Origin of the sequence: Flavobacterium chryseum (genome assembly GCF_004362015.1) — a bacterium.
Lineage (GTDB): Bacteria > Bacteroidota > Bacteroidia > Flavobacteriales > Flavobacteriaceae > Flavobacterium.
Map to the genome: position 1 here is coordinate 354,434 of NZ_SNWW01000004.1, position 13,422 is coordinate 367,855.

At 31.7% G+C, this 13,422-nt stretch carries 14 protein-coding genes; 3 read left to right on the forward strand and 11 right to left on the reverse strand.

Going from position 1 to position 13,422, the window contains the following annotated elements; translation table 11 throughout:
• The first annotated feature begins 31 nt into the window (after positions 1-31).
• Positions 32-1,084, forward strand: coding sequence for a tetraacyldisaccharide 4'-kinase (gene lpxK, locus EV143_RS10505; RefSeq protein ID WP_133507889.1), 1,053 nt, complete (start codon positions 32-34; stop codon positions 1,082-1,084).
• On the opposite strand, the gene EV143_RS21780 is transcribed toward lpxK, so the two are convergent.
• The 4 genes from EV143_RS21780 to lipA all read right to left on the reverse strand — a co-directional run bounded on the left by EV143_RS21780 (position 1,068) and on the right by lipA (position 5,200).
• Positions 1,068-2,273, reverse strand: a complete 1,206-nt coding sequence (locus EV143_RS21780) for an ATP-binding protein (protein ID WP_243739840.1) — start codon at positions 2,271-2,273, stop codon at positions 1,068-1,070. The two genes, lpxK and EV143_RS21780, sit on opposite strands and share 17 nt — an antisense overlap.
• Positions 2,274-2,689: 416 nt before the next feature.
• Positions 2,690-3,235 (reverse strand): tetratricopeptide repeat protein, encoded by a 546-nt coding sequence (locus tag EV143_RS21785; RefSeq protein WP_243739841.1) that lies wholly within the window; start codon positions 3,233-3,235, stop codon positions 2,690-2,692.
• Positions 3,236-3,261: 26 nt separating this feature from the next.
• On the reverse strand, positions 3,262-4,260 hold the full coding sequence (gene gap / locus EV143_RS10515) for a type I glyceraldehyde-3-phosphate dehydrogenase (protein WP_133507890.1): 999 nt from the start codon (positions 4,258-4,260) through the stop codon (positions 3,262-3,264).
• A gap of 73 nt (positions 4,261-4,333) precedes the next feature.
• Entirely contained in the window at positions 4,334-5,200 is an 867-nt protein-coding gene (gene lipA / locus EV143_RS10520) for a lipoyl synthase (RefSeq protein WP_133507891.1), read from the reverse strand.
• A 331-nt stretch (positions 5,201-5,531) separates the two neighbouring features.
• Between lipA and EV143_RS10525 the strand changes: the two genes are divergently transcribed.
• Complete coding sequence (locus EV143_RS10525; RefSeq protein WP_133507892.1) at positions 5,532-6,401, forward strand: M48 family metalloprotease; 870 nt, start codon at positions 5,532-5,534, stop codon at positions 6,399-6,401.
• Between the two features lie 68 nt (positions 6,402-6,469).
• Here the strand turns inward: EV143_RS10525 and EV143_RS10530 are convergent, their stop codons facing one another.
• The 7 genes from EV143_RS10530 to murB all read right to left on the reverse strand — a co-directional run bounded on the left by EV143_RS10530 (position 6,470) and on the right by murB (position 12,198).
• On the reverse strand, positions 6,470-6,850 hold the full coding sequence (locus tag EV143_RS10530; RefSeq protein WP_133507893.1) for a PH domain-containing protein: 381 nt from the start codon (positions 6,848-6,850) through the stop codon (positions 6,470-6,472).
• A 163-nt stretch (positions 6,851-7,013) separates the two neighbouring features.
• Positions 7,014-7,634: a DUF4184 family protein gene (locus EV143_RS10535; protein ID WP_243739842.1), complete on the reverse strand. Its 621-nt coding sequence runs from the start codon at positions 7,632-7,634 to the stop codon at positions 7,014-7,016.
• Between the two features lie 146 nt (positions 7,635-7,780).
• On the reverse strand, positions 7,781-8,608 hold the full coding sequence (locus EV143_RS10540; protein ID WP_133507894.1) for an energy transducer TonB: 828 nt from the start codon (positions 8,606-8,608) through the stop codon (positions 7,781-7,783).
• 159 nt (positions 8,609-8,767) lie between these two features.
• A complete protein-coding gene (locus tag EV143_RS10545; protein ID WP_133507895.1) occupies positions 8,768-9,319 on the reverse strand; it encodes an RNA polymerase sigma factor in 552 nt (183 codons plus the stop codon).
• Positions 9,310-10,413 (reverse strand): glycosyltransferase, encoded by a 1,104-nt coding sequence (locus tag EV143_RS10550; RefSeq protein ID WP_133507896.1) that lies wholly within the window; start codon positions 10,411-10,413, stop codon positions 9,310-9,312. The genes EV143_RS10545 and EV143_RS10550 overlap by 10 nt, the downstream gene beginning before the upstream one ends.
• Positions 10,414-10,496: 83 nt before the next feature.
• Positions 10,497-11,111: an FMN-binding negative transcriptional regulator gene (locus EV143_RS10555; RefSeq protein WP_133507897.1), complete on the reverse strand. Its 615-nt coding sequence runs from the start codon at positions 11,109-11,111 to the stop codon at positions 10,497-10,499.
• 73 nt (positions 11,112-11,184) lie between these two features.
• On the reverse strand, positions 11,185-12,198 hold the full coding sequence (murB, locus tag EV143_RS10560) for a UDP-N-acetylmuramate dehydrogenase (RefSeq protein WP_133507898.1): 1,014 nt from the start codon (positions 12,196-12,198) through the stop codon (positions 11,185-11,187).
• A 356-nt stretch (positions 12,199-12,554) separates the two neighbouring features.
• Between murB and EV143_RS10565 the strand changes: the two genes are divergently transcribed.
• Positions 12,555-13,385, forward strand: coding sequence for a hypothetical protein (locus EV143_RS10565; RefSeq protein WP_133507899.1), 831 nt, complete (start codon positions 12,555-12,557; stop codon positions 13,383-13,385).
• Positions 13,386-13,422 lie beyond the last annotated feature (37 nt).

Sequence of the window (13,422 nt, forward strand, 5' to 3'; positions counted from 1 at the left end):
AAATTAACGAAAAATATTATACTTTCGTAAAATGAATGTAGTTCGAAAAATACTTTTCCCTTTTGCCATTTTATATGGATTTATTACTTCAATCAGAAATTATTTTTTTGATAAAGGAATTCTGAAATCGACTTCATTTGATATTCCAGTTATTGCTGTTGGAAATTTAAGTGTTGGCGGAACCGGAAAAACACCTCAAATAGAATATTTAATTCGGTTATTATCTGATAAATATAAAATTGCGACTTTAAGCCGGGGTTATAAGCGTAAATCGGAAGGTTTTGTTTTGGCAGATTCAACTTCGAATGCCGAGATTTTAGGCGATGAACCTTTTCAGTTTTATCAAAAATTTTCAAATATTCAGGTTGCTGTTGATGCTGATCGAACAAACGGAATTACAAAATTATTATCTCAGTCTATAAAACCTGAAATAATTTTGCTTGACGACGCTTATCAACACCGAAAAGTAAAAGCCGGTTTTTATATTTTACTGACTTCTTACGACGATTTGTATGCTGATGATTTTATGCTGCCAACCGGAAATTTGCGCGAAAGCAGAAGCGGAGCAAACAGGGCAAAGATTATAATTGTAACAAAATGCCCAAAGGATTTATCAGATCAAAAACAGACGGAAATTAGATTGAAATTAAAGCTAACATCTTCACAGCAAATCTATTTTACTTTTATAGATTATGATGATGAAATTTATAGTAAAGACGAAAAAATAGCCGTTTCTGAAATTAAAAAAGAATCAAAATTACTTCTTGCAGGAATTGCAAAACCAAAACCGTTTTTTGATTATTTAAAGAATGAAAATGATGAGTGCCTGACTTATCCGGATCATCATCATTTTTCAGATGGAGATCTAGAGGAGATTCACAAAAAAACTCAGAGCAAAAAAATTATTACAACAGAGAAGGATTATGTTCGGCTAAAAGATTCTAAACTCGTTTCGCAATTGTACTACTTACCAATTAAAAGTACATTTATCAATCATCAACAAAATTTTGACACAACAATTTTAGAGTACATCAAAACAATTCAGCAACTTAGAGGCTTAAAAAAACCTAATCAAAAAATTTAGCAATTATCGTGTAGAATTCGTCAGGTACAAAAGGTTTTGTAATCACGTCGTTCATGCCAAATGCTAAAAGCATATCTCTGTTTTCATCAAGAGAAATAGCGGTTAAAGCGATAATTGGTGTTGATTTATCAAATTCCCGAATTTGCTTTGTAGCTGTAGTTCCGTTGATGCCAGGCAGATGGACATCCATCAAAATCATATCAAATTTTTTAACTTTTAAAACTTCTACAGCATCTTCACCATTATCAATTATCTCACATGAAATTGCTTTGTTTTCGAGCATTTTCCGTGTAATCATTTGGTTGATTTTGTTGTCTTCGATCAATAAAATCGACTTGTGTTTTAACTGTTTATCGTTATAAAGTTTAGCTTCTTCAACGATTTGAAGAGGTTCTTTGTTGATTCTGAAATTCAATTTGAAGGTAAAAGTAGAACCTTTCCCAACTTCACTTTTCAAATTTATCTCGCCGCCTAATAGTTCAATTAATTTCTTTACAATAGTTAATCCTAATCCTGTGCCGCCATATTTACGATTTACTTCTATAGAACCTTGCGAAAAACTTTCGAAAACAGTTTGAAGCTTGTCTTCCGGAATACCAATTCCGGTATCCACTATTTCAAAATATACAGTCGCATTCTCTTCATCTATGTCATATAATTTTGCAATAACATTTACTTTTCCATTTTGCGTAAACTTTAAAGCATTATTGATTAAGTTGAGAATGATTTGAGATATTTTGGTAGGATCTCCAATAAGATTATCAGGAATTGATTTATCTATGTCGAGATTGAAATAGTTTTTATTTGCAGTCGCTAATTCTTTTAAAGAAATTTGAATGTTGTAGAGAAGTTCTTTTAAATTGAAACAAATATTTTCAATCTCAACTTTTGTTGAGTCTATTTTGTTTATTTCGAGAATTTCATTGATAAAAGTAGTAAGATAATTTCCTGAAAATTTTAAAGATTCAAGATATTTTAATTGCCTTTTTTTCGGACTTTCTTCAAGAAGCAAATGTGTGATTCCGTTAATGGCATTCAGTGGCGTCCGCAATTCGTGACTTACTGTTGAAAGGAACTCTGATCTGGCTTTTGATGCTTTTTCGGCTTTATTTTTGGCTAAAATAAGTTCTTTATTTTTTTCTCTTAAAAGTAAATTATTCTGATTCCGGATGATATTATTTTTATACAATGCCAGACTTAAGAGCGATAATATCGAGATTAATGCAATCGCTAAAATGCTAACAAGTTTAGAGTAGCGATAGGTTTTTAATTGAATTTTCTCTTCGCTTTCGCGTTTTAAAGTATTGTTTAGACTTTGATTTTTTTTGAATCTTTCAAATTCGTTTAAATCAATTTGAGAATTTTTTAGTTTTAAAATGTAATTCTCTATCTGATAATGTTCATTTAGATAAGAGTAAGCAAGGTCGAAGTTTTTGTTTTCCTTGTAATATTCGCTAATGGCCAGAACAATTTTTGATTTTTGAAGAAGATCATTGCTTTTTGCATTAAGGTATAAAGCATTATCAAAATAAATTATGGCAGAATCATTTTGTTTTAACTGCGTTTCGATTAAGCCAAGTTGGTAATAAGAATCGGTTTTGGTTTTTATAATTGCCGCATTATCCGGTTTCTGTATAATTGTATGGAAGGTTTTGTAGCTGCGTTGTAATTTTTATTGTTTTTAAACGCCATTGCTTTTTGATAGCTTAGAGTTTCGGCGTTATCAGCAATGTTGAGTTTTTTTAGTAGATTTTCTGCTTTTTTATAATAAATTTCAGCAGCTGTATAGTTACCTTTTGCAGTGTTAGTCACACCAATATAATGAAAAGCTAAAACTTTGGTACAGGATGGTTTTACATTTTTAAATAAGGAAACACTTTGATGAAATTTTTTTAATGCTTCTTCGTAATTCCGCTGATTGTAATAAATCTTTCCAAGCTTAAAAGTCTGATTGGCTAAATTCTCTACTTTGTTATTGATCACGCAAAAATCTATTGATTTTTTGGTGTAAAAAATAGCCTGATCGTATTTCCGGATCTTTAGATTTTTATTGGCTAACTTGTTATAATAGGAAATGCTATCTATATTCTGTTTAGTTTGAGAATACAAAATTGAATTAAAAAAACTAATAAGAATTAAAAGGTATTTCATGTATAGCAAGGCATTTACAATGAATTTTATGCTTTTCTCATCAGTAAAATCAAATCTATAATTCGTGATGAATAGCCAATTTCGTTATCATACCAACCTACAACTTTTACCATTTTATCAATAACGGAAGTTAGTTGCGCGTCGAATAAACACGAATTTGTATTGCCAATTACATCAACCGAAACGATTGGATCTTCTGTGTAATCTAATATTCCTTTTAAACTTAAATTTGAGGCTTGTTTAAATGCTGCGTTAATTTCTTCAATAGTTACGGCTCGTTTTACATTGAATGTAATGTCGGTTAACGAACCATCCGGAACAGGTACACGAATACCGCATCCACCTATTTTCTCATGCAATTTAGGAAAAATTTTTGTCAATGCCTTAGCCGCACCTGTAGTTGTTGGAACAATCGACTGACTTGCAGCTCTCGCGCGGCGCAAATCCTTGTGTGGCTGGTCATGAAGACTTTGATCTGTAGTGTAAGAATGTATCGTTGTAATGTATGCCTGCTCGATTCCGCATAATTCATCGATGATTTTTATCATCGGAGCAGCATTGTTTGTAGTACAACTTGCATTTGAAACAATAACTTCAGTTCCGTCTAAAATATTTTCATTTACTCCTAAAACAACAGTTTTTATGGTGTCAACTTCTGATGGAGCTGAAAGAATGACCTTTTTTGCTCCAACTTGTATATGTGCATGTAATTCTTCGTAGGTCTTATATTTCCCTGTTGATTCTATTACAAAATCAATATTATGACTTTTCCAGTCAATGTTTAAAATGTTTTTTTCGTGAAAAAAGAAAAAATGTTTTCCATCAACAATTATACTTTCTTCATCATGACTAACCTTAAACGGCAAAACACCGTGAATACTGTCGTATTTTATTAAATGCGACATTGTTGTATTATCAGCAATGTCATTAATAGCAACGACTTCAATATCAGGATGGTTCAAAAGAAGTCGAAATAAATTTCTTCCAATTCTTCCAAAACCATTAATAGCAATTCTAGTTTTCAATACTTTGGTGATTCGTTTGATCGTTTAATCGTTTAATCGACTTCACAATTAAACGATTAAACGAATAAACCTTTTATAAAATATGTTTTTGTGCTTTATATGAAGAACGAACTAAAGGTCCGCTTTCTACATGACGGAAACCTAGTTCTAAACCAAATTTTTCATATTTAGCAAATTGATCCGGGGTTATAAATTCCTTTACAGGAAGATGTTTTTTACTTGGCTGTAGGTATTGACCAATTGTAACAACATCTACATTCGCATTACGTAAATCTCTCATCGTCTGAAAAACTTCCTCTTCAGTTTCTCCAAGACCCAACATAATACCAGATTTTGTTCTGTTAATTCCTTTTTCTTTCAAGTAACGCAAAACTTCAAGACTACGATCATACTTTGCCTGAATACGTACTTCACGCGTTAAACGGCGTACCGTTTCAACATTGTGAGAAACAACTTCAGGATTAGCCTCAACAATACGGTCAAGGTTTCTTTCTATTCCCTGAAAATCAGGAATTAAAGTTTCAAGCGTTGTGTTTGGGTTCATTCTTCGAATTGCCTTTACAGTTTCAATCCAGATAATAGAACCACCATCTTTCAAATCATCTCTGTCAACACTTGTAATTACAGCATGTTTTATGTTCATGATTTTTATAGAACGGGCAACTTTTTCAGGTTCATCCCAATCTACCGTTTCAGGTCTTCCGGTTTTAACACCGCAAAATCCGCAGGAACGTGTACAAACATTTCCTAAAATCATAAAGGTTGCTGTTCCTTCTCCCCAGCATTCTCCCATATTTGGACAACTTCCTGAGGTACAAATAGTGTTTAAGCTGTATTTATCAACCAAACCACGTAGTTCAGTATATTTTTGTCCAATCGGAAGTTTTACTTTTAACCATTTAGGTTTTCCGGTTGGTATATTTTCAATGACTGTTTCCATATATCAAAATTCAAAGTACAAAGATAAGCAATGTAGTTTATTTGGAGATTTAGTTTGGTGGTTAATTTGAAACTGTTAATTTTTGAATTTTGAGAAAGCCTTTTTGTTATTGTTCTACAGAATGTTAAAATGCGTTTTTTAAAAACGCTAAAGTTTTATTACGTAAGTTTTATTTTATTTTTTTATATCGATTTACTGAATAATTATGATAACGGTTTGATTTTTTAATCATTTAAATTTATACCTTTATTTGTTAAAAAATAAATTTAAACTGTATAAAATGCTATTTTGTTAATAGTACATTTGTTGTTAAATTATAATTTTAAAAAAGATGAAAAAGAAATTTATAGTATTTGGCGTTTTATTGACCGCTTTGAGTTTTACTAAAATGACTGCACAAATTAATTTTGGTGAAAAAGCTCTTGGAGCTGTTCAAAAAGGAGTAGCAGGTTTTACTTTTAGTAATGCCGATGCAGCAGCATTATCTAAAGCTGCCGTTGATAAAATGGATGCAGAGCATGAAGTAGCAAGCGCAACAGATCCTTACACATTAAGGTTAAACAGAGTTTTCGGAAAGCATACCAAAGGAGAAGATTATACTTTAAATTACAAAGTATATAAACTAAAAGAAGTAAATGCTTTTGCTACTGCTGACGGAAGTGTTCGTGTATACACAGGATTAATGGACATTATGGATGATAATGAATTACTTGCTGTAATTGGTCACGAAATTGGTCACGTTGCTAATCATGATTCTCAGGATGCAATAAAAGCAGCTTATAAAAAAGAAGCTTTAATGGATGCTGCGGCTTCACAATCGACTTCAATCGCAACAGTTACAGATAGTCAGTTAGGGAAAATTGGAAGCTCTATTATTGATAGCAAATTTAGCCGTAAGCAAGAAGCTGATGCTGATTTGTTTTCTTATAATTTTCTAAAAAGCAATAAGTATAATGTAAATGCAGAAGAATCTGCTTTTAGGATTTTAGCAAAAATGAGTGAAGGAAGTGAAGCTACATTTATTGACAAAATGATGAGTTCTCACCCGGATTCTAAACAAAGAGCTGAAGATGCTAAAAAGAGAGCAGAAAAAGATGGTTTGTATAAACCTTATGTACAACAAAAAATTGTAAATACAGCTCCGGTAAAAACTACAACTAAGAAAGCTACAGTTAAAAAAACTACGGCTAAAAAGAAATAATAATTTCTAACGGCGTAAACAGAAAACCCGACAGTTTAAGAAACTTGTCGGGTTTTCTGTTTTATTGATTAACCTAAAACGTGAAATGCCAAAACTTTTTGCACTTCATAAACATTTACGGACTTGTTGAATTGTTTAACAATACTTGGATTTAATTCGCTCGAAACCCAGATTTTTAATTCTGCATCAAGATCAAAAGTTCCTGCAGTTTCAATGCTAAATCGGGTAATGCTTTTGTAAGCAATCGATTTGTATTCAGTTTTGCTTCCGGTTAAACCTTGTACATCAACCAGAATTAATCTTTTATTAGTGAAGATAAAAGTATCGCGGATTAATTTAAAACCCATTTCGATTTCTTCTTTCTCCGTTAAAAGCTGTCCGTATTTTTTCAGTAAATCTTCCTGACTTACTGAACCTGCATTGCCAATTAAAGCTGAAAATATTCCCATTTTATAGTGTTTTAGTTTTTAATGTATTGTAAAAGTAATCGATTTTGTTAATTTCCACCAATAGCTTTTGAATTAAAATAAAGAGAAGTTATGACTAATGAAATCATTGTTGCTGAAATTATAGTGATAATTATATGTCCATACTCTTTATAATTGAGTCCCATTAAAAATCGAACAAATAGAACCAATCCAATAACAAAAATACAATAATCCAATAATTTTTATTTGTTGAACTTAGAGTGATATTATGTTTTGGAAGTTTTGATATTGTAAACAAAATGACAATTCCGCCTATCAATGTACTTAAATGTTGAGCAATTTTTAAAACGGGAATTTTGATATCAAAAAGTAGAATTGAATTTCTTAGTTTAGAAATACGCTCGACAAAATAACCACCTTCATGAGTAAAACTATCCCAAAAAAGATGTGATATAACTCCAATAAAAATTGAAATTATCACAATAATCCAATTGGTCTTAAAGTAAATATTCCAGTTGAAATCAGTAAAAATTATAATTCTTGACCTTATGTTTTGAGGTAAATTTTCGAACAATTTATTTCGAACAATATTATGAAAAAGAAAAGAAAGTATAATTGCTAAAGGTAAATCAAACCAAAATATTCCGTACAAGGTATGACTGTAAATACTCTGGACTCTCATTCTTATAAAATATTCAAAATCCGGAGTTAAACTGCCAATGATCAGGCCAGTTAATGAAAACCACTTTTTGGGTAAATATTGTAGTGGTAAAATTATTGCAGGATGAGAAAAAGTAAAAGGCATTAGTTTTAATAAGTATAGATTCTTGATGAGGTTAAAATTAACAATATCCGTTAAGAAATAAACTTAATCTTTTTTAATTTCTTAATGGTTTAATTCTAAATAAAATACATAAAAAAAGCAGAACCTAGATTCTGCTTTTTCTTTTTTTATTCAGCTTCCGTTTTTATTGTTATTGGAAGGTTGTATGCGGTACGAACTGGTTTTCCATTTAAAATTCCAGGACTCCATTTTGTTTTTAATGATTTTAAAACTCGAATAGCTTCTTTTCCAACTCCGTAACCAGGATCATTTCTTACCATGATATCAGTTATAGAGCCGTCTTTTTCGATTACGAATGAAACATAAACTTTTAAAGTTCTTTCAGCATCTAATTCTGGTCTTGTAAAATTATTCCCTACGTAAGTGTAGAATTTACTCATTCCTCCAGGGAACTCGGGCATTTTGTCTAATTCAGTTGTATTTAGAACAGAATTTCCTGGTTCTGCAGGTTGGGCTACTTCAACACCTTGGCCTCCAGTTGTTGGCAATGTATTAACTGCAGTTCCATTTCCTGTAGAATTATCTACGGCAGGTGTGTTTTGTGTGTTAGTCGCAATAACATCAGGTGTAGCCTGACTAGTTTCGACAACAACAGGATTTGTTAATTGTACAACATCAGTTGATGTTGGTGCGCTTTGTTGTTCTGGAGGTGCAATTGGTTCCGTTTGTTTTGGTCGAACAATAGGATCAAGATCTACAGGGGTTATAGGGACACTAAAAGTAGTTGGGCCTTGCACCGCTGGGTCTGCAGTCCTAAATTTACTAATCAGCATCGATACGCTTCCAATAGTTGCTATTGAGAGCAACGCAATGAATAGTGCTGTAATAGTAGTTTTGGAATTCTCTTGGCGTAACTGATACGCTCCGTACTCTTTGTTTTTGTTTTCGAAAACAAGATTGGTCCACTTGGTTTCGTAGATGCTTGAATTAGACATAGTTAATTGGATTTTAAGGTTAAGTAAACATTAAATCATAAGCCAAATGGGAATTTAGTTTGTAACTAAGAACGGAATTGAAAAGAACTTTTGTGAGAAATTTGTAATAATTTAAGAATAAAGACGAATATATCTCATTCTTTATCTAAAGATAATAAATTATCTATTACGTTCGATGATTTCTGCTAATAATTTTTTAGCACGAAGAAGTTTTACTTTTATATTGCTTAAAGGCTCATCAATTTTGACAGCGATTTCCTGATACGTCATTTCCTGAAAGTATCTTAACTGAATGACTTCCTGATAATGAGGTTTTAATTCTTTAATACAAAGTAGTAAACGAGAAAGATTTTGCTCTTTAATTAGAGCATCTTCTGCAGACGGAGTTGTGTCTGCAATATTGTAAGCTTGCTGGTCTTCAGCATCGGTAATCTCAATAAAAAGATTAGTTTTCTTTTTACGTAATAAATCAATATAAACGTTTTTGGCAATCGCAATTAACCAGGTGTTAAATTGAAACTCGGAGTTGTAAGTTGCAATTTTATCGAAAGCTTTTGAGAAAGTTTCAATAGTAATATCTTCTGCAGTAGTTTCGTTTTCAGTACGCTTTAGCATAAAAGCGTATACTTCATTCCAATAATAATCTAATAAAAAAGTAAAGGCGATCTGATCGCCTTTTTTTGCTTTTTCTATTTTAGAATTTATTTCCAATGTACCGGTTTTGAAAAGATATTAGTTATAAAGATATTAATTTGTGTGAATATAAGTATCATTTCTACAACAGGAAACCATATTTTAAGATCTTTTTCTCTCAATTTCCCGGCAGAAAATCCCATTACAATCCACGCAATTGTGTAACGTGTCGCCAATAAAGCCAACACAGCAATCCATTGAAATTGGAAAGACAGTAGCACTATAACTAATAAAAAGAAAAATAATTGTGAACTATAAAACAATGACAATTGAAATTTATCAAAAAATTTATAGTGATTTGCCGTAGTAACGTGTCTTCTTTTTTGAATAAACCACTCGCCATAAGAATGTTTCGGTTTAGAATAAGTAAAACCTTCCGGATTGAAAGCAATTGTGGTATTAGCTTTATTTGCTGCCTGATTTACAAATAAATCATCATCGCCGGAACGAACCTGAATATGTTCGATAAAGCCATTTACATTAAAAAACTCATCCTTTTTATACGCTAAATTTCGCCCAACTCCCATATAGGGTAATCCTGCTTTTGCCCATGAAAAATATTGCACAGCCGTAAGAACCGTTTCAAATCGAATAACTTTATTCAGGAAAGAGCGCTCTTTTTCATAACCACCGTAACCTAAAATAATAGTTTTATCTTCGGTAAATTGTGAAGTCATTGCTGTAATCCATTCTTTTGAAGTTGGATAACAATCAGCATCAGTAAATAATAAATAATCTTTTTTTGAAGCTTTGATTCCTAATGTTAAAGCATATTTTTTGTTACCCCAAAAGGCTTCATTATTTTGCACTTTAACCAAACGAATGTTTGAATATTGTTTTTCAAATTCTTCAAAAACTTCCAGCGTTTCATCGCTTGAAGCATCGTCGATTAAAACAATTTCAAAGTCAGGATAATTTTGCTCAGCCAATAACGGAATGTATTTTTTTACATTCTCTTCTTCGTTTTTTGCACAAACAATAACTGAAACAGGAATGCTTTGTTGCGTAATATTTTGTGGTTTGCTAAAAGCAAATTTCCCAAAAATACCTAAATAATAAAAAAGTTGAATTGTAACTATAGCAATAAAAAAGTAAAATATATATATAAGCATTTGAATTTAATTGTCGTTTTAATTTCTGAATCTGCGATGCAAATGTACTTATGAATTCCTAATTTTCAATGATTAAAAGCCATTTACTTTCTGCATTTTGACATTTCTGCTGCCAGAGCGACAGATTGAGGGTTTTCGGTTTTTTCTAATTCCGATATTATATTCTTATAATTGTGATCATCTCGGCTTTGTGACAGTTTTTTAGTGGCCTGAATTTCATCAATTTCAATTTCAAAACCAAAAATTCCTCTAGCCTCACGCATTGTTTTTGCTGATAAATCTTCAACACGAACCGGATTCTCAGAACCCGCTTCATATTTATCAACTAATTTTTTAAGCTGTTCTATTGTAGTAGCTTCATCAACAATCTTGATTCGTCCGTAGACATGTACGGCTATGTAGTTCCATGTTGGCACATTTTCGTGATCGTACCAGGAAGAAGAAATATAAGCATGCGCGCCTGAAAAGACAGCCAGAACCTGATCATTTTCGGCAAAACCTTCTGCCTGCGGATTCAGTTTAGAAATATGTCCTTGTAATATTTCTTTTCCATCAGCATTAACTTCAAGTTCTATCGGAATATGTGTAGCACATAATTTTCCGTTCGTCTGATTAATTAAAATTCCAAAACTGTTTTCTTTCAAAAAAGCTCTGATCGATTCCGGATCTTCGTCTTTATATATATTTGGTGTATACATATCTTTTGTTTTTGTCACAAATTTCACAAATTAGCAAGAATTTAATTTGAGCAAATTTTGTGAAATTTGTGTTTTATATCACATTTACTTCAGCCTCAATATGAATTCCGAAAGTTTCAAAAACTGTTTTTTGTACCTCTCTCGAAACCGCTAAAATTTCCTGTCCCGTTGCATTTCCATAATTTACTAAAACCAAAGCCTGATTTTTATGAACTCCGGCATCGCCAAAACGTTTTCCTTTAAAACCCGCTTGCTCAATTAACCAGCCAGCCGGAACTTTTACTTCGGTTTCAGAAACTTTATAATATTTCATTTCAGGAAACTTTTGATGAATTTTTTCGAAATCGGATTTCAATATAATAGGGTTTTTAAAGAAACTGCCACTATTTCCCAATTCTTTCGGATCCGGTAATTTGCTTTGTCTTATCGCAATTACCGCATTGCTCACATCTTTCAGTGTTGGAGTTGAAATATTGTTTTTAGCCAATTCAGCCGTAATATCTCCATACGAAGTATTTATTTTATGATTGCGTTTTGTCAATTTATAAACCACAGACGTAATAATATATTGATCTTTAACATCATTTTTAAAAATGCTTTCTCTATATCCAAAATTACATTCGGCATTGTTGAAAGTTTTCATTTCCTGAGATTCAATATTCATCGCTTCGCAAGAAACAAAAGTGTCTTTTATCTCGGTTCCGTAAGCTCCAATATTCTGAACCGGAGTTGTGCCGACATTTCCCGGAATCAGCGACATGTTTTCTAAACCTCCAAAATTGTTTTCGATTGTATAAAGTACGAAATCGTGCCACGTTTCGCCAGCCTGACTTTCAACCCACACAAAATCATCATCTTCTTTAATTATTTTCTTGCCTTTTAAATCAATATGAATAACCAGAGCATCAATATCTTTTGTTAAAAGCATGTTGCTTCCTCCGCCTAAAATAAATTTTTTCTCGTTTTTGTTTTCTTCTAAGATGGTTTTTAGTTCTTCAACTGAATGTACCGCAACAAATTGTTTGGCGCTGGCTTCAATGCCAAAAGTATTATAGTTTTTTAAAGAAAAATTGGATTGGATTTCCATAAATAAAAGGGCTTTTTAATTCCGAAACTTCGGGATAATTCTGAGTTCAAAAGTAAGGATTATAATTTATTTGAGTTGGATTTCTAGAAAATAACCGAGATAAATTTTCTTCAAAAGAACCGAATCCAAAAAGAGTTTTTAATCATGAAACAGCTTTTATTTTATCGCTTCAATAAATTGCTGCATTTCTTTAATTGTGACGCTGCTTATTGTTGTTCATTTTCCGTTCTCTTTATGAATTTTAGTTTCTTCAATATTATGAGAACATTAGGTTTGTTATTTATCTTATCTTTTAATGGATTAAATGTATCTTTTGTATGTTTGATGGGAATTTTTAAAAGTCAATAAATAAAAATATGAAAGCAGTTTTTAAAATGATGTTTGGATTAATTATAATGTTTCAATTGTTAAGCTGTAATAAATCTGATAATAAAATAATAGTGGCAAAGACAGCTAAAAAGGCAGTTGATAATCCTGAAATTGACAGTAGCAAAGTGTCTTTAGTCGATACATTTTCTTTTCCTGTTGACAGTATGTTGCCAGTTAAAATGCTACAATTAGAAACATTTCATCATGATGAAGTTGATGAAAACTTCAATAAGAAAGTTTGGTTTGGTCTTTTTAAAAATAAAGAGAGTTACACACTTACTGAAACTAAAATAACCATTAAACCTGCCTACGATGCTATAGTCGACGAAGACGAAAGTGAACACACAGGTTGGGAAGTTAGTGCTTCAACAAAAGATACCTGCGTAGTTTTAATCGAAAAACTTCCTTATTTAGCCGATAGAAATGTGTCAAGTATAAAATTACGTGAGTATGTTTATCCGGATGAAGATCTTAAATTTGACTTTAAAGGTATTAAATATACTTTGTATGCAACCGGAGAAAAGAAAAAAGCAGCGGTAGATTCAGATTGGATGATAGTTTCAAATTATAAACTCTACTTGACAACAACTGTTGATGGGAATAAACAAACAGAGCTTTTAACAGCGAAGAAAAATTTTGATGAGCAAATGATTACTATATTATTTGCAGGTGATATTGATGGCGATGATAAATTAGACTTGATTATTGATACAGCAAATCATTACAATGTTTCGAGTCCAACACTATATTTATCTAAGCCAGCTTCTGAAGGAAAAATTATTAAGCCAATTGGGATTTTCACAACTGTTGGCTGTTAGATTTTACCGCAAAGCGCGCAAGGTTTTTTTACTTGCT